The sequence below is a fragment of the Chitinophaga polysaccharea genome (assembly GCF_007829335.1).
GTDB lineage: Bacteria > Bacteroidota > Bacteroidia > Chitinophagales > Chitinophagaceae > Chitinophaga > Chitinophaga polysaccharea_B.
The window spans coordinates 434,704-453,930 of the sequence record NZ_VIWO01000004.1 but is presented as its reverse complement, the minus strand read 5'-3'; the positions used below and the strand labels follow the sequence as shown (position 1 = coordinate 453,930).

Annotated in this window: 4 protein-coding genes; all 4 read right to left on the bottom strand. The window is 48.9% G+C overall.

Annotation, left to right across the window (positions count from 1 at the left end):
- Nucleotides 1-35: 35 nt before the first annotated feature.
- The 4 genes from FHW36_RS16385 to sbnA all read right to left on the bottom strand — a co-directional run bounded on the left by FHW36_RS16385 (nucleotide 36) and on the right by sbnA (nucleotide 18,376).
- Nucleotides 36-14,459 carry a non-ribosomal peptide synthetase/type I polyketide synthase gene (locus FHW36_RS16385; protein ID WP_145670642.1) on the bottom strand — a complete coding sequence of 4,808 codons (14,424 nt, stop codon included), beginning with the start codon at nucleotides 14,457-14,459 and terminating at the stop codon, nucleotides 36-38.
- Between the two features lie 108 nt (nucleotides 14,460-14,567).
- On the bottom strand, nucleotides 14,568-16,184 hold the full coding sequence (locus FHW36_RS16380; RefSeq protein WP_145670641.1) for an MBL fold metallo-hydrolase: 1,617 nt from the start codon (nucleotides 16,182-16,184) through the stop codon (nucleotides 14,568-14,570).
- Nucleotides 16,185-16,436: 252 nt separating this feature from the next.
- Entirely contained in the window at nucleotides 16,437-17,402 is a 966-nt protein-coding gene (gene sbnB, locus FHW36_RS16375; protein WP_145670640.1) for a 2,3-diaminopropionate biosynthesis protein SbnB, read from the bottom strand.
- 5 nt (nucleotides 17,403-17,407) lie between these two features.
- Nucleotides 17,408-18,376, bottom strand: coding sequence for a 2,3-diaminopropionate biosynthesis protein SbnA (gene sbnA / locus FHW36_RS16370; RefSeq protein ID WP_222429099.1), 969 nt, complete (start codon nucleotides 18,374-18,376; stop codon nucleotides 17,408-17,410).
- Between the last annotated feature and the right edge of the window lie 851 nt (nucleotides 18,377-19,227).

The following is a 19,227-nucleotide window of genomic DNA, read 5'->3' as shown; positions in this document are numbered from 1 at the left end:
TGATAAGTTAAATTGATGAAAGAAAAAAAGCCGTTTTATAACCTCATTTCCTGTAATCCTTCCGACGTTTCCAGCACCGCTGCCTGGCTAATTTTTATGTAGGCGGCCAGCGCTTTGATGGTGGTCAGTTTGAAGAATGTCCTCACAGCTATATGCAATCCGAATTTCTCCTGCAGGGCAGCCGACAAACGCATGACCAGCAGGGAGTGCATCCCGAGTACAAAAAGATTGTCGTTGATCCCGATCCGGTCTGTTTCCAGTAATTTTTTACAGATATCTTCCAACGCCTGTTCTATGTCATTGCCCGGCGCTTCATACTGGGTGAACGATACCTGGTTATCGGCTTCCGGCAACGCTTTTTTATCTACTTTGCCGTTGGCAGTGAGCGGAAGCTGATCCAGGGTGATGAGCTGCTCGGGAACCATGTATTCCGGCAACCTTTCCTTTAAATAGGCCATCAGTGCATCGCGGCTGTAACCATCGCGGGTTACGAGGTAACCTGTCAGGCGCCTGTTGCCATCCTCTCCTTTGGCCACCACCACGGCCGACTTCACACCAGGGAACTGTTGCAATACATTTTCAATTTCTCCCAGTTCAATTCTATATCCGCGGATCTTCACCTGTTCATCTATGCGGCCCAGCATTTCAATACTGCCATCGGGCAACCAGCGTCCGAGGTCACCGGTACAATACATGCGTATGGCACCATCGGCATAGAAGGGATCTTTAATGAATTTGGCGGCTGTTTTCTCCGGGTCATTCAGGTATCCCCTGGATACGCCTATGCCGGAAACACATATTTCGCCGGCAACGCCCACAGGGCATAATTGCCGGGCGGTATCCAGTATATAAATGCGGAGATTTTGTATGGGCTTACCTAATGGCACATTATTGCGTGCAGGCGCAGCGTACATGAAATGATGGGTAATATCATCAGAGGCCTCTGTAGGGCCGTATGCATTTACCACCGGGATGCTACCGTAAAGTGGATGCTGGAACCATTTCGATAACAACACCTGGCCTACCGGCTCACCGGTTACCAGCAGGTACTGCAGGCTTTCAAGCGGCACCTGGCTGTCTTCCATCAGTACTGCAGCCAGGTAAGAGGGCACCAGTTCCAGCACTGTAATACCGTCGCTGCTGATGCTACGCAGCAAGGCTGCCGGACGATGGATCTGGGTTTCCGTGTATATTACCGTACGCCCACCACTCAGTAAAGGCGCAAACATCTGCCACACAGATATATCAAAGGTATAAGATGCCGTATATGCCATAACGGTAGTGGCATCCATTTTCAGATCATTTACCTTGGCAAATAAGTGATTCAGCATGCCGGCATGTTCTATCATTACGCCTTTGGGCCTGCCGGTAGAACCGGAGGTATAAATAATATAGGCCAGGTCGTTAGGTGACGGCGCCGTAAATAATGGCGTCACCGGTTGTATATCCAGCGTAGCCGCGTCTCCGTCTATGAGGAAGGTATTTAGCCCGGTGATATCATTTAATTTTTCTGCTGCGTAGTGAGTGCTTATAACGAGATGGGCATTGCAATCTTCCAGTATAAAAGCAATTCTTGCCACAGGGTATTCCGGGTCGACCGGTACATAAGCAGCGCCGGCTTTAAGAATACCCAGTATAGCGATGATCATATCTGCGGACCGTTCCAGGCAAACCGGCACCATTGAATTTCCGGTAACGCCGGCCCCTCGCAGGTAGTGCGCCAGCTGGTTGGAGCGCTCATCCAGCGCTTTGTAACTCACCACCGTATCACCTGCGATAATAGCCGGTGCGGCGGGCGTAATGGCGGCCTGGAATACAAACAGGTCAATAAATGTTTTGTCCTGTGGAAATGCCACAGCGGTGTTATTAAAATCAACCAGTATCTGCTGCTCTTCTTCGGACCGTAACATAGGCAGGGAGCCGATATGCGCGGCCGGCAGTTGCACGATGAATTGCAGCAGCTGCTCATAGTGTTTCACCAGGCGCTGAATACTTTCTTCCGTAAACAGGTCCACACAGTATTCTATATAGCCGCTTAGTCCGTCGGCATCTTCCTGCAGGCAGCAGCTGAGATCAAACAAGGTAACGGTATGCGGAATTTCTTCCTGCGTAATATGCAGCTCACCCAGCTTCAGGTCAGGTGCATCGGGCATATTAAACAGTTCAAACATCACCTGGAATAAAGCTGTTCTGCTCATATCCCGCTCTTTCTCCACCAGTTCCACTATTTTTTCAAAAGGTGCATCCTGGTGGTCGTAGGCGTCCAGGGTAGTTTCCTTCACCTGTTGTAACAGCGTAATAAAAGTAGGGTCCCCGCTAAGGTCACTGCGCAGGGCCAGGGTATTTACAAAGAACCCTATCAGCCCTTCTGTTTCCTGCTGCGTTCTGCCGGCAATGGAAGTGCCTACACAAATATCATCCTGGCCGCTATAACGGTACAGCAATACTTTGAATGCCGTCAGCAAAGTCATAAACAGCGTGGCGCCCTGCTGCTGCGACAGAACCTGCAACTGGTCACGCAGTTCCTTACCTAGCCGGAACCGGCTAATGGCGCCGCGGGTGCTTTGCACTGGCGGACGCGAATAGTCTGTGGGCAGATGCAGTACTTCCACACCCGACAGTTTATCCTGCCAGTATACCAGGCGTTTCTTTAACGCAGCGCCTTCCAGGTGACTGCGTTGCCAGATCGCGTAGTCTGCATATTGTATATCCGGAGCGGGCAAATGCGTAGCACTGCCAGTACTATGTGCCCGGTACAGGGCAATGAGCTCGTTGATCAATATAGATACCGACCAGCCATCGGAAGCAATATGATGCATCACCAGTACCAGCACATGCTCTTCTGCCGACACCTGCAGCAGATGTGCCCGTAGCATGAAATCACTGTCAAGATCAAATGGTTTATATACCAGGCTGGTAATGTATTCCTGTAATGCAGCAGCATCCTCTGTGAAAGTGACTGTTGTCAGCTGCCACTGGTCTTTGTCCAAAATCTGCTGGTAAGGCCTGCCTTGCTCCTGTTTGATGATGGTGCGCAAGGATTCGTGGCGCTGTACGATCTGCCCGATGGCATAACCAAGGGAGGCATTGTCCAGCAGACCTTTCAGTCGTAATACCACCGGCATATGATAAGACACGCTGCCTTCCAGCTGATCAATAAACCACAGGCGTTCCTGGCTGAATGACAGCGGGATTTGTGCGGGTCTTTCTGCAGCAAAAAGCGCGGGTAGCAACAGTCCCTTATGCTGTAGTTGCAGGTAGGTAGCCAGTGAAGCAATAGTAGGATGCAGGAAGAAATCTTTTACCGTTAGCTCTGCTTCCATCTCTTTACGAATGGCAGATACTGCACGGGTAGCCAGCAGGGAATGCCCACCCAGCTCAAAGAAATTATCCTGGGTACCTACCCGTTCCATGCCCAGCAGGCGTTGCCAGATGTCGGCCAGTTGCTGTTCTGTAGCGGTTACCGGCGCCTGGTAATTCAACAGGCGCTTACGTTGTATAAATTCCCATTCTGTTAAGAACCGGCGGTCTACTTTGCCGTTGCTGGTTAGCGGCAACAGCTGCAAGGCTACAAATGCGGAAGGCACCATGTATTCCGGTAAACGTTGCTGTAACTGCGCCCGGATATCTTTTTCCAGCACTTCGCAGATATCGGGGAACAAGGGAATGTTTGTCTTCACACCCTCGGTATAACCGGCGGCTTTGCTATAAGCCGGCTCTACAAAACCCTTGAACGGCGTTTGTTCCAGCAGCAGGTTTATTTTAAACGGATCTTCGTTCAGCAGGAAGCGGCTATGATAACCGGCAGCTTTAGCAGCGGCCAGTATTTCATTCACTACTTTGGTATCGTGGTCTGGCGTGAGGATATAATCTGCCAGGTCTCCCACCTGGTTGATGTTTCTATCGGTAAGCGCCTGTTCCAGTAATCTTTCTTTCCATAACCTCGGGTTAGGCACACGATGCAATGCAATCCGGGCGTGGCCGGCAGCCAAATGGGATAATATACTGTTCTTATCTGCTATGTCGTCCCATGACTGCCATTGCGGTTGCAGTACCGGTTTCTCCATGTCGATATGCAACACTACCGTGTAGCGGTAGAGCGTGAGTTCATTGAGGTAGTCGCCTTGTTTCCATTGAATGTCTACATGGGTAATTTCAGGATATAGGGATTGCAGCTGGAAGAACCAGGCAGGTGAAAAACACAGTTCTTCTTCTTTCCATACTTCCTGGTCTACGTTCCACTCAAATTCGCGGAGACTGGTTTTGCTTTGCAGCTTATCCAGTTGCAGCCTGCGTTTGAAAGAAGGGAGTAAGCGCAGGTCTCTCACATCCCCGATCACGATATGCCCTTTTCCTTTCAGCAGGGAAATCGCGTTGGCCAATACGTCCGACATGTATTGTGCGCCAGGGAAGTATTGTACAATAGAGTTTAAAATCACGGTATCTATGGTGACGCCTTCTTCCAGGGTAACTTCATGTGCAGCGCATATTTGCAGGGTGGTTTCCGGGTAGCGGCGCAGCCCTTTATTGATATGTTGCTGCAGCTGATTTGTGGATACCTGCGAGAAATCGGTGCCAATATATTTTTCGATATGACCTGCCAGCTGAAAATAGATCAAGCCGGTACCACATCCTATTTCCAGTACGTTGCGCGGGTTAGTGGCCAGTACTACGCTGGTAATATCTTCCAGCCAACTGCGCATATTCTGCGCAGGCAGGGCCTCCCCGGTAAAGCTGTCGTTCCAGCCGGTGATATTAAATTCTTCGTCCAGGTCTTTTACCTCCTCTGCCTTGCTATAAGCCGTTTCATACAGCTCTTTCCAGGTTGCCACCTGTTGCAGGTACAGCGCCTGTTCTGTTTGCAGTACGGCCTGCTGGTCGGGTACATAGTAGCTCACCAGCCGTTTTTCAGCACCCGTTTGGTCTTTTACCACTACACAACTGGCGGCCACTTCATCCAGGTTATTGAGCGCTCTTTCTATTTCGCCGGGTTCTATCCGGTAGCCACGCATTTTGATCTGATCGTCCATACGGCCCAGGTATTCCACCGTTCCATCTGGCAGCCAACGGGCGCGGTCGCCGGTACGATACAACCTGGCGCCCCTGAGATCCGTGAATGGATCGGCAACAAATTTTTCTGCCGTCAGCTCTGGTTGGTTCAGGTATCCACGGGATACGCCGTCGCCACCCACATACAGTTCTCCGGGCGTACCCACGGGCAGCAATTGCATAGCGCTGTCCAGCACATAGGCCGTACGGTTGCCCAATGGGCGGCCAATAGGGATACTCTTGCCGGGCACCACTGCTGCAATATTCCAGGTGAGGGAAAAAGTGGTATTTTCCGTAGGGCCGTAACCGTTAATAATCTGCGTAGCAGGATAAGCGGCCCGGAACTTACGGATATGTTCTTCTGATAATTTCTCTCCACCGGCCATCACAGCGGTTAGTCCTTCGAAAATAGTGATATCATCATCTACCAGCTGGTTAAACCAACTGGCGGTAAACCACATTTTTGTCACGCCCCGGTAGCGTATTTCCTGTTTGAGCAACTGGTTGTCGAGCAGCTTCTTCTCGGGGCATAATACCAGTTGCCCACCATTCAGCAGCATACCCCAGTACTCAATCGTAGTGGCGTCGAAGGAAGGCGATCCGGTAGACAGCAACGTATCTGCGGCACTCAGCTCCACGAAGTTACCGCCCCGGGCCAGGCTGGTTACGTTGCGGTGAATGACCATGGCGCCTTTGGGCCTGCCGGTAGAACCGGAGGTATAAATAACATAAGCCAGTGAATCCGGATCGGTTTTCACCGCCAGCGGATGCGCCGGCATAGTGGCGAGTACATCGAGGATATTATCGACAAAGATCAGCGTAGCGTGTTCCGCTTCCACGGCCAGCAGTGCCTGCTGGTCGGTAGTGGTCACCACCAGTTTACTGGCGGTATCCTGCAGCATATAGGCAATGCGGTCTTTGGGATAAGCCGGGTCAACAGGCACATATGCACCTCCGGCTTTCAGGATGGCGAGGATACTTACGATCAGGTGAATAGAGCGATCCATACACAGCGGCACCATTACGCCTTCTTTAACGCCCTGTTTACGAAGGTAATGGGCTACCCGGTTCGATTGCTCGTCCAACTCCCGGTAAGTGAGCTGTTGCTCTCCAAATGATAAGGCAATGGCATCGGGCGATTGTATCACCTGCTCTTCAAACAATGCCGTGATCGTTTTATTGACCGGGTAAGGCGTCGCGGTATCGTTGAAGGTAACTAACAGCTGACGGGTTTCTGCTTCACTCAGCATGTTCAGTTTGCCAATGGCAGTGGCCGGATTTTGTACGGCCGCCTGCAGCAACGCCATGTAGTGATGCATCATGCGCTCAATGGTGACTTCCTGGAATAAGTCGATGCAATATTCTACTTCCAGGGCAATGCCTTCCGGCCTTTCTTCCACGGTCCAGAAAATATCAAACAGGCTGGTACTGCGGATCACCGGTTCAGGTGTGATAGTGGCTTCACCCAATCGCAGTTCCGACATCAACGGAATGTTCTGCAGGGTAAACATTACCTGGAATAAAGGATTCTTCCTGATATCCCGCTCTCCCATTACTTCTTTCACTACTTTTTCAAAGGGCACTTCCTGGTTATCATGGGCATCAAACAAGGTATTTTGTACCTCTTTCAATGCAGCAGCAAAAGAAGGACTTCCGCTGAGATTACTGCGAAGCGCCAGCGTGTTGACAAAGAAGCCCAACAATGGTTCCAGCTCTATCTGCGCCCTGCCGGCAGTAGCGCATCCGATGCAAATATCTTCCTGCCCGCTGTAACGGTACATCAATACTTTTAAGGCGGTGAGTAAGGTGGTAAACAGTGTTACGCCTTGCTGCCGGCCCAGTTGTTTCACCTGCGCGGATAGCTCTTTATCCAGGTGCATGGTTATCACCGCGCCACGGGTACTTTTAACAACCGGGCGTTCAAAATCTGTGGGCAGCTGTAGTAAAGTAACCCCGTCCAGCTTTTTTTTCCAGTAGGCTAATTTTTGCGTTACCAGTGGTCCCTGTAAAAAGCGACGCTGCCATATGGCGTAGTCGGCATACTGAATTTTCAATGAGGGCAACACGGGCTTGCGGCCGCCCAGGTGTGCGTTATATATTTCTATCAGTTCCTGGAAAAAGATATGTGCGGAGGAATCATCAAAAACAATATGATGTATGGTGAGTACCAGTACATTTTCGTTGTCTGCAACACGGATCAGGTGCGCCCTCATCATATGGTCATCAGACAAATTGAATGGCGTGTTCACTAAACCCGCAATATAGGTTTGTAATGCAGCTGCATTATGTTGGTACAACGGATCTTCTACTTCCACCATTTGCCAGTTTACCACTTCCTGTACCCATTGATAGGCATGCCCTTCTTCCTGGTCAATGTTGGTCCTTAATATTTCATGGCGGTCTACAATGCTTTGCAGTGCATAGGCGAGTGCGTTTTTATTGAGTCCTCCCTTCAATCTTACAATCGCCGGCAGGTTGTACTGTACGCTGCCTTCCAGCTGATCGATAAACCATAAACGTTCCTGGCTGAAGGATAACGGGATACGGGCAGGCCGGTCCTGTTTTTCAATTACTGTCGGCAACACATTTAAGAGTGCATCTGCCACAGGCGCTGCATTTTTTTTTACCGGGGTTAGCTTCGGTAAAAATCCTGCCTGTTGTAATTCCGTGATACTGTCCCTGAAACATTTTTCAATAAAATCAACATCTTCATCGGTATGTGCGGCAGAGAGAAAACAGGTTTTACCTTCCCATATGTATACACCTTTTTCCAGCAGGTGATAGAAGAACAGGTCCATGTTACCGGAAATAGAGAAATAAAACAGGGAGCCAAAGTTGTTCACTTTGATGGGTACCTGGTTTTCGTCGAATAGCCGGGTAATATTGCTGATCAGGCGGCTGGTACGGGCATTCAGTTTTTCCTGTAACGCGGGTCCTTGTCTTTCCAGTTCACCTAAAACGGCCAGTGAGGCCACCATGCTCAACGGATGTTTACAGAAGGTACCGGCCAGGAAAGTAGTTTCTGCTTTGGGATATGAATCGTCTTTATAGTTCCATAGTCCGCCGTCAAAAGCCTGCATACACCAGTCTTTACCCGCAATAATGCCTATCGGCATGCCGCCGCCGGCAATTTTACCATAGGTAGCCATGTCGGCGCGGATACCAAAATGCGCTTGTACACCACCCGGATGAATACGGAAACCGGTAATCATTTCATCGAAGATCAGGATGATCTTTTCCTGCTCGGTCATGGCACGCAGCTCCTGCAATAGTGCTTTTGGCTGATACCCCGGTCGTCTGCTCTGGACAGGTTCTACCAGTACCGCAGCCAGTTCATGTGCATGTGCACGGATTTGTTCTACTACATTGGGATTGAGATAATCAAATACCAGCACATCGGCTACCATGTTGGGAATAACCCCCGGTGCAATAGGAATACCATTATGATCGTGTTCAATATCTTCCACCATGGCCAGGGTACCATCAAAATAACCGTGATAGGAGCCGAGGAAGATGGCAATCTTCTTTTTGCCGGTGGTGGTACGGGCTAGGCGCATGGCCGACATCACCGCTTCCGTACCGGAGTTATGAAAGCTTACTCTCTCCATACCGGTGAGCGCCGCAATACGGGTGGCTACTTCTCCGGCAAGATAGGTTTGAGGCCCCAGCTGATAGCCTTTCTCCAATTGTTTATGAATAGCTGCCGTTACTATTTCCGGGCGATGACCTAATAAGTTAACCCCAAAGCCCATGGTGAGATCCACGTATTCATTGCCATCCACATCCGTCATTTTTGATCCCTGGGAAGATGCGGCTACAATGGGATACACCATTTCTTTGGTGGCAAAGCGGAAGCCCGCCGATACGCGGTTATCCGCCAGTACCGGGCGATACTTCTCCGTGAGCGCCTTAGAGGTTTTGGTTTTGGTGGTATACTTCTCAATAAAAGTATCCAGGTATGCCTGTTGCTCCGGCGAATATTTTTGTCCTGGTTTAGTTTCTATTTTCGGGAAAATAGAAACGCCTTTCTTAGGCGTGTTAGTTGCCGGCGCTGCGGGTGGCGCCGTGCTACCCACGTTGACGGCGGGCGACGGTGCAATGGGATGCCCGTTTGCAGCATGACCGTTGCTATGGCTGATCACCGGCTGCATGCCCTGTGACATCCACTGGAATTGCTGCGCAATAACATTGAGTTGTTGCTGCATCAACTGGAAAGTATCCTGTATCACATGATAAACGCCTGGCGCCGGTGCCTGTGGTGTAATAGCCGGGGAGGGAGCTGGGGAGGGCAACGGGGCAGCTACCGTTACAGCTTCCTGTACCGGGGCCACCGCTACAGGCGCGTTGCCTGTGGTAACAAATACTGTTGCATGTTCGGCAATATACTCCGCCATCAGTTGAATAGAAGTGAGTTCTTCAAAGATCAGGCGCATAGAAAAACTCAATCCATACTCATTCTCTATTTTTCTTACCAGGCTAGCCATGATCAATGAATCCGCCCCCTGCGACAGGAACGGTGTATGGATGTTCAGCTCTTCCGGGGAAGACATTTTCAATAGCCTGCTGAGATTTTCTGCCAGGTAACCGGCGATATACCCGGCACTATTGGGGAGTAAATGGTTATTGTGACTCATGTGCGTGTTATTAGGGGTAGACGGGATGTTTACTTCCTTCAGGGCCGGCAAACTTTCCTGCTGCCGGCGGGTATTTTTTTCTATCCAGTAGCGCTGACGCTGGAAAGGATAGGCTGGTAAAACTACTTTATGAAATGCACCGGCAGTATGGAATACGGGCCAGTTAACAGCCACTCCTTTTACATGCAGCGCCATCAAGGCATTGAGCATGGTAGTCCAGGACGACCGCCCCTCCCTCATTACCGGCAACAAACGATCTTCATCATATTGTAAGGTCAGTTGCGCCATCGATAAAAGACTGGGCTGAGGACCCAGCTCCATCAGGGTATATTCACCCGCGGCTTTTATCGTTTGAATGCCTTGAGAAAACAGCACCGGCGCCAGGATATGTTTACCCCAGTAAGCGGCGTCCGTAATTTCTTTTCCAGCAACAGCACCGGTTACATTCGATACCAGCGGGATAACGGGCAAATGATAATGCACGCCGGTGGCAATTTTATAGAACGGTTTCAGTACCGGTTCCATCAGGGAAGAATGGAAAGCATGCGATACCTGCATTTCCCGGCTACCTACCCCGGCTTGCTTCAGGGAATGTGTTATCGCCTGTACCGCTTCTTTTTTTCCGGAGATGACGGTCAGTTCCGGTCCATTAATCGCCGCAACCGATAAGTCGTTGCCATAGGGCTGAATAGCGGCGGCTACTTTAACGGCGTCCGCAAATACAACCGCCATGCTGCCTTCTTCTTTGACAGCGTTCATCAACGCCGCTCTTGCTGTGATGAGTGCCAGGCCATCGTACAGGCTGAATACGCCTGCGGCATAAGCGGCGGCATATTCACCGGCGCTATGCCCCATAACGATATCGGGCACAATGCCCCACGACCGCCACACTTCTGCCAGCGCGCATTCAATGGCGAATAAGGCAGGTTGTGTAAAAACAGTTTGGCGCAATAAGGTATTGGCTTCTTCTTTAGGCTTTCTGTAAAGCAGGTCTGTTAATGAAAAGGGCCAGCTCTTTTTCAGGAAAACGTCGCAATCATCGAGCACCCGCCTGAATACCCCGTTGGTATCATACAGCTCCCGGCCCATATTCCAGTATTGAGCGCCCTGCCCGGTAAACAACCAGGCAATTTTTCCGGGAGCAGCCAAACTATCGCCAACGTATACACTATGTTGTCCCCTGCCATCCACATACTCCTGCAACTGCCGGGCAGCCTCCTCTTTAGACGTTGCCTGCCAGGCGAGCCGGCAGGCATATGCATCGCGGCTCAATGCCATACTCCGGGCAATAGCACCGATCGATGCCTCGCTTTCCCGCAGGAATGAAATATACCGGGACACCATTGCCTGCAATGCCGCCGGTGTTTTGGCAGACAACAGTAAAGGATAGGCAGGCAGCTGCTTTTCTTCCGGAACTGCTACTACCGGCGCTTCTTCCAGTACCAGGTGTACGTTGGTACCACTCAAACCAAAAGCGCTGACAGCCGCCCTCCTGGGCGATGCAGCAGATGGCCAGGGTGTAAGGATATCTGCTACCTTTACCGGCATATCTTTCCAGGGAATAAACCGGTTAGGCGTGTTAAAATGGAGACTGGCAGGGATTTGACGGTGTTGCAGGCTTAGTACGGTTTTAATAAAACCGGCAATACCCGCTGCCGCCTCCAGGTGTCCTATATTTGATTTCAGTGCACCCAGCAGCAAGGGCTGTTCCGTGTTACGGAAGCGGCCATAAACAGCATTCAGCGCCAGTACTTCTACCGGATCGCCGAGACGGGTACCTGTTCCATGTGTTTCTACGTATTGTATGCTGTCTGCCTCTACCGCGGCATTTTTCAATGCCTTCTCTATCAACTGTTGCTGGGCAATACCATTGGGAGCTGTCAGTCCATTACTTTGCCCGTCGTGATTTACCGCACCTCCCTTTATGATGGCCAGAATATTGTCACCCGCAGCCAGGGCATCCTCCAGCCGCTTTAAAACCACTACGCCGGCCCCTTCTCCCCTCACATATCCATCTGCACTGTCATCAAAGGTTTTGCACTGCCCAGTGGGCGACAATGCTTTCATACGACATAACTTAACGGTCGTATCCGGTGATAACATCAGGTTTACGCCTCCTGCCAGTGCCAGGGAACACTCTTTGCGCAACAGGCTCTGGGCAGCCTGGTAAACACTCAGCAAAGAAGAGGAACAGGCAGTATCCAGTTGCAACGCCGGACCATGGAAATCCAGCAGGTAAGCAATCCTGCCGGCGGCAATACTTCTTTCTATACCTAAGCCGGTAAATACATCTTCATAATAAGTAACATCGCTGTTGTCGCGGATTACCTGCTGGTAATCATCTGTGCTCATGCCAACAAAAATGCCGCTGTCGGTACCTCTTAATGAAGACGGTGCCATGCCGGCATGCTCCAGTGCTTCCCAGCAAACTTCCAGCAGCAGCCGTTGCTGCGGGTCCATCGCCGCGGCTTCCCGGGGAGAAATGCCGAAAAACAGCGGATCAAACTGGTCCACCTGCTCAATGAAACCACCGTGACGGGTATACATTTTTCCGGGAGCATCTTCCTGTTGATCGAAATATTCGGTAATGTCCCACCTGTTTCCCGGTACTACGCCCACCGCGTCCTGCGCGGATTTTAGCAAATCCCACATGGCTTCCGGTGAGTTCACATTACCCGGAAAACGGCAGCCAATGCCAATAACCGCGAGCTGGTCACCTCCCAGATCTGCTTCAGATGGGGCGTTTTTCTTTTCCTGTGGCGACAGCGTCATTCCGGCAAAATGGGTGGCCAGGCTTTGTACGGTTGGATAGTTGTATACAACAGTATTCTCCACCGGCGTTTGCAGGAAAATTTCCAGGTCGGCCGCCAGCTGTACCGACAATATAGAAGTGAGCCCGTATTCCGCAAAAGTTCTTTGGGCCAGCAATTCCGCCGGCGTAATATGCAATTGCCGTTTCAGCCAGGCTTCCAGCCATTCCTTTACCAACGATAACGTATGTGCATTGGTGATAGTTGCCGTTGCTGCGGCAGCTGGCATCACCCTTTCATCCGGTGTGGCCGCCTGCTCTGCAGCGGCTACTTCCGCGATGGCTTCATTATAAGCGCCTTTGATATATTCTTCTACAAATAAATGTCTTCTTACTTTCCCGCTGGTTGTTTTGAAGATCTTCCTCACGGGGATCACCTGCTTCACATCCAGTCCCAACCTCGATGCTACAGTTCTCTTCACGAGTGTTATCATGGGCAGGAATTTTTCTGCCGATGTTTTATGCACAACAAAAACAACAATAGATTCTGATCCACTTACCTCATCCGGGATACCACAGGCCACCACTTTACCAGTGTCTATTTCATCGAGGGTTTCCAGGGTGTGCTCAATATCATGTGGGTATACATTTCCACCGTTTACGAAGATGATGTCCTTTACACGGCCCATGATATATAAGACATCATCCAGTACGAAGCCGGTATCGCCGGTATTGAGCCATCCATCTTTAAAAGTATTTTTGCTGGCGGTTTCGTTATTGTAGTAGCGACTGGCCACGCATTCGCCTTTCACCCAGATAATACCGGCATGCCCAGGCTTCAGCGTGGTCCCTTTTTCATTGGTAATCCGCAACTCAAGACCATCGATCAGGGTGCCTACGGCCACCACTTCCAGGGTATCTGCTCCCGGCTTCTCCTGCAACGATTTGCCGGTGATACTTTTACCGATCGTCAGCGATTCTCTTTTTACAAATACACTTTTGAAGGGAACGTGCGCCCTGGGGAAAGTGACTTCCAGCGTAGCTTCCGCGAGGCCATACACTGCGCGCATGGCCATGGGATCGAGGTTATATTTGGCCATCCGGTCGTTGAACACCCTGGCCAGGCTAGCTGAAATAGGTTCGGCGCCATTCAAAATGATTCTCACGGTGGACAGATCCAACTTTACTCCTTTCTCCTCTTCAAAATGATTTAAATAATATTTATACCCGAAGTTGGGCGAGCAGGTAATGGTAATACGATAATCGGATGCTTTTTGCAACCATAACAATGGATGCCTGATAAACAGGTCTGTAGGCATAATATACTGCTGCACGCCTGCAGCCAGTGGATTAAGATGGAAGCCGATTAACCCAAGGTCGTGCGTAAGCGGCATCCAGCTTAAAAATATATCGTCTTTGGTGCACTGATACGCATCCAAAGTTGGGAAAGTATTCGCAATCAGGTTACGGTGCCTGATCTCCACCCCTTTGGGATTACCGGTAGAACCAGATGAAAACTGGAGAAAGGCAATATCATCGGGGGTAACATTGGCCATAATGCCGGCTGGCAGGCCGTCTTTATCTTCGTCCAGGAACAACACCTGGTCGTAAAAAGTTTTGTCGGCGGCGCCATCGCTGTAGTCCTGCTTGCATAATTTTTCATAATGCGCAGGGGTAGTAATTAAATAAGGATTTTTCAGGTATGCCCTGATTTTATATAGTTTCCGGGCGTTTTCACTATAGTGCGTAATAGACACCGGCACAGGTATGATCCCACCTAAAACGCAGGCCCAGAAATACTGGATAAAACGCTGGCCGTCTTCTACCTGTAACACCAGTTCATCGCCGGGTTTCAGGCCTTTATGCTGTAAGTATCCGAGCAGGGACAAAGCGTCATGATACAATTGATGATAGGATAGAAAAATTGTCCGGGTGGCTGCTACTATAAAGCTGACACCTACATTACGTTGGTCTTTTTGATTGATCAGCAGCTCAGATAGGGTCTTCAGGGACAGCTCATTTTTCATTTTTTTCGCAGTTATTGGTTCGCTAATAACAATAGTTTACCGGGTAGAGAGATGGGATCTCCATCTCTCTACTTCTATACTTTAATAGTGGCCGGGGGCTAATAGTGCTTATTCTGTGGCAGCATATTTCCGTTCATATAGTAATTCCTTTTCTCCAAACAGGCGCTCCGCAATCATTCCTTTCTCTTCACAGTTTTTGACCAGTTTATTGGATTGGATAATTGGGTTGGAAGCATCCGTATATTTGATACTGCTGATAAATTCCAGCCAGGGCTCCATCCCCATAGCATATACGTATACTTCTCTTGGGTTAAAGATCTCCACCAGCGACATTCCCTTCATGCAGTCAGAACCTGCCAGCCTCCGGCTGCTGTCCTGCTCGCGGGTAATCTTTTTCGTCATCAGCGGACCGTACAGCCACGTCAATGGCGCCCCATCGCATTCCATGCCCAGGAACATCACATCTACATCGCCGATGCTTTGATGAATATGCTTGTAGAGGGCGGGCTCGCTGATCCGGGAATCTGCCAGGAATAACAGCTTAAAGCCGCTGATCTGTACCAGGTAGCAGGCCTTCGACAATATATTCAGGTCACTGTGTTCCCCGGTAAAGGGCAACCCGGTAATCGTGGTGTTGGTAAACTCAATCGTTTCCATTTCTTCGATGGCTTCTACCTGGTCAAATCCGATATTGCTGAACATCAGCCGCAGATCAGGGTTTTCCAGCTGCCCGGTGTTGGTACGGGGCACGATCAGGTGTTTAATCTTATGGCGGAGTGGTAGCAGCGTTTCGAACAGGATATGATCCTGGTGGTTGTGAGTGATCAGCACGTAGTCGATCACATCCGGAAGATCTGCATCAGAAAAATGTTCTATGTCGCTATCGTAGCCATAGTAGCTGATCAGCGGGTCTACCAGGATACTCACATCTTTGGTTTCCACGAGGATACAGGCATGTCCGAAGTAGCGCATGCGGATTTTATCCCCCGTATATTTCTTATAAACCGGCGGCGGTGTAGTGGTAAAAAAGGTATCAAAGAGCGCTTCCTGTGCAGGGGAAATGCCCAATAAGGTTTTGATATACTCCAGGTCCTGCGGATTGCGTTTCATTTTCGCCAGTTCATCAATGCCGGTATGATCAAATGGGATGTGGAGATGCAGTACTCCCGGTTCGTCCAATCTTGGCGTACTCAAGCAAAAAGGACGATGGTCGTTCTCTGTTACCCATAAGGCTATGCTTTGAGAAGATTTATTATAAAACGGGCTTTTATATAACAACGCTTCAAAAAAGCGAAAGTCTGCATGATTATTCCGGTCGTAAAACAGCTCTACATATCCTTTGAGAATCGGGGGAACTTTCTCGTACAGCGTTTCCATTCCCATGCCCTTCCCTTCCGCTTCCAGCATACGGTCCAGCTCTTTCACCGCTTTGGAAAACTTCAGTGCTTTGTCTTGTTGCTGCACGGTTTTATCGTACAGTTCCTTTACCTCTTCTACCCGGTGAACGGGTATATCCATGAAAGGACCGCCTTTCATTTTTGGGTTCAGTACTGCTTCCGCATGAATAGCTGGTTCCACAATAAAGGAATCCATGATGTCAAGGTGCCTGCCTACTACATTCATGGCGGCGGTGGCAGGTGATATCAGGTGGCTCCAGGCATACCACCTGTCAAATAAGGGTTCTATTACAACGTTAGGTTTTAAGTAAAATTTATTACCACTCATAACTGCTAAGTTTCATTTGAACAATATGTTGGGCATAAAAGTGTTTCCCCCAAAGTACAGCTATGCTTATCACGACATAAGCACCAGCATTCCCCTGGCGGAAACACGTGTGTTTCATGGAGGTTACCCGAGATAATATTGTTTCGGCAGCCAGGTAAGTTCCACCCATACCGGTGGCTATCGGCGACAAAAAGCATCTTCCGGTAAGCATCCAGATTCTTTAACAAAAAGAACTATATTCTGGTGTTGACTTTAATCGGCGAGCACCGTACCGACGCCAGCTGCTTTTGCCTTCTCATAAAAGTAGGCAGCAGTAGCAATATCGAATACGGCCATTCCCATTGGATTAAACATGACCACTTCTTCCGCGGCGTTTTGCAACTTATCTCCGCAGATAATGTCTACCAGTGACAGCGTACCTGATTTTGTCAGGCCCTTGGTTTTATGCATTACCTCGATATCTGTATTTTCCCTGCATACTTCTTCCCAGTCATCTACGACGATATGGTTTGCGTAGTTGATAAATTCCGGCACATAATCTCTCAGGGAAATATTCAATTGCAGGGAACCTTTCTTAGGAACTTTATTGATGTATGGTTTTTTAGATACCGTACAGGTCATCAATATATCGGCCTGTTCAAATGCTTCTTCCCAGGTATCCACGATATTTACCTTTTCCTGCAAAGCTGCCGGGATCAATGATCTGTCGGGCTGCTTCAGGTCGTAGATATTCACCTGGTGTAACCGGCTCCCGAGTAAGGTGCTGATCATGTCCAGGTGTTGCTGGCCGATAGGTCCGAAGCCGATAATGCCTACGGTTAATTTTTCCTGGCGGTTGCGCTGGAGATACTCCTTTACTACCAGGCCGGTTACCGCAGCTGTACGAACAGCGCTGACATGGCTGGTATTGATAATGCAGGCAGGTACGCCGGTATCGGCGTCATTCAATATGGTGACAGAATTGGCGCGTGGAATATTTCTCCTGATATTATCAGGGAAACTGGCAATCCATTTTATGCCTGAAAAAGATACTTTACCTCCTACAAATGCCGGCATGGCAATGATCCGGTTAGTGACATCCCGGTATCTCAGATAGGGTTTGATGGGCTGGGCGAAATCGCCATCTTTCAGGGTATAAACGGTTTCTTTGATCTTTTCGATCATTTCTTCCCAGTTAATCCCGATGTGCAACAGATCTGATTTACTTAAATAATACATGTTTATTATGCTTTTATGGTAGATAGCTTTTCCATCATGTTATTCACCCATTTCTTGTCGTATACATTGTTGATATAGGAATCTCCCCGGTCGGCGCAGCAGAAAAGCGTCACCGGTGTACCCTGGATGGCATGTGAAGCGAAATAGTTCTTAATGGCAGCGTATACCGCTCCGGAAGAGGCGCCCGCGAAGATATTCTGGTCTCTCACCAGCTCGTGACAGCCGGCTACCAGTTCTTCGTGAGATACAATCATGATTTCGTCGATGATGGCATGTTCCAATATAGAAGGCACTTTGCTGGAACCCAGACCGGAAACATATCTTTTCTGCGGGGGAATATTGAAGATAACAGAACCTTCTATGTCCACCGCAACGATGGTGATGTCGGGAAATTTCTCTTTCACTTTCTGTGAGATACCACTGATAGTACCGCAGGAACTAACCGCAATAAACATATAATCGAGGTGTTCAAACCTGTCACAGATTTCCTTTCCCAGGGTATTGTAGTATCCTTTGAAATTGTCGGGGTTATCGTACTGGTTCGTCCAGAAACTGTTGGGATACTGGGCACACAATTCCTTTACTGTTTCAATCCGGGTGAGGAGGTATCCCCCGGTGCTGTCTTCTCTTTCTACCTTTACTACCCTATCGGTGAACAAGCGTAACATCGCTTCATTCTCCCGGTTAATATTGGGATCAATTACGGGGATAAAACGTAGTCCGAGGTCTTTACAGATACGTGCCAGTGCGATAGCAAAATTACCGGAGCTCGATTCAACAATGAGTGTATCACTGTTTATTCTGCCGCTGCGGATGGCGTTGGAGAGAATACTAAAAGCAGCCCTGTCTTTAATGCTGCCTGAATAGTTTCTGTATTCCAATTTGGTAAACAGGGAAACGCCAGGCATATTAAGCTCTACGACAGGGGTATTGCCGATCAGGGCACTGATTTTTTGGAGGGAAGATAACATCATCTCATCTTAGGTTTTCGAATGAATTATTAAAATGGTACGTCAGGATAACAAAATCATGGCTACATAAAATCTGTGTTTTCTCTTAATGGACGAGGGTTATAATGCTTCTGGTGTCTACAGGTCCGGGCTAAATCCATCTATTTTACACAGTTGTTTTCCATTCATCTATCCGTTATTATTTTATTCATTTTACTGTCTGTTGCGTTCATACTCTACGTTGGCTGACACAATACTTCTTCTACACTGCAGGGAAGAAAAAATATCCTTGCAGGTGCGACAGTCATTCGTTCATATGAAAGGGAAATCCAGATAAAGAAAAGGCATCTATACACCTATAGTAAGCATGTTTATCTAAACAGCTTTCTACAGCATAGCAGGCATGCAACTTTTACTCCCTGGTGTGACAATTGTAGGGTAGCGATAGCTATGGCAGCACGATTTCCGGTTCCGCTTCTCAAAATATAAATGGTATGTATGCCCAGTCCTGTGTAACGATAGTTACACAGGTTGGGAAACCAGACGCACAGTTTCTTTCTTAAATGCTTTGTGGAAACGCTCTCTTTCCGACATACATAGCATGTAAGTCAAGCTTTTGCAGCTTAACCATGGGTTCTCTAAACGGGTTTTGAGGGCCTACTGGCAACAGCTTTTATACGCAAACGTACAAATCCTGGTGCTTGTATCTCCTATTAGTTTTTAAACGTTCATGGGATTGATAAAATAAGCAATTAATAGGGTTCAAAGGAAATACAGTTGTGGTGGAAACAACGCATTCTTATTTGTTATAAATACGTTTCAGTTCGTGGTAGAAATGTATTCATTAGTAAAGTAAACGAATAATTTTGAAACGG

Coding starts and splice junctions, on each gene's coding strand:
- sbnA (WP_222429099.1), bottom strand. CDS start 18,376: ATGATGTTATCTTCCCTCCAAAAAATCAGTGCCCTGATCGGCAATACC.
- FHW36_RS16380 (WP_145670641.1), bottom strand. CDS start 16,184: ATGAGTGGTAATAAATTTTACTTAAAACCTAACGTTGTAATAGAACCC.
- FHW36_RS16385 (WP_145670642.1), bottom strand. CDS start 14,459: ATGAAAAATGAGCTGTCCCTGAAGACCCTATCTGAGCTGCTGATCAAT.
- sbnB (WP_145670640.1), bottom strand. CDS start 17,402: ATGTATTATTTAAGTAAATCAGATCTGTTGCACATCGGGATTAACTGG.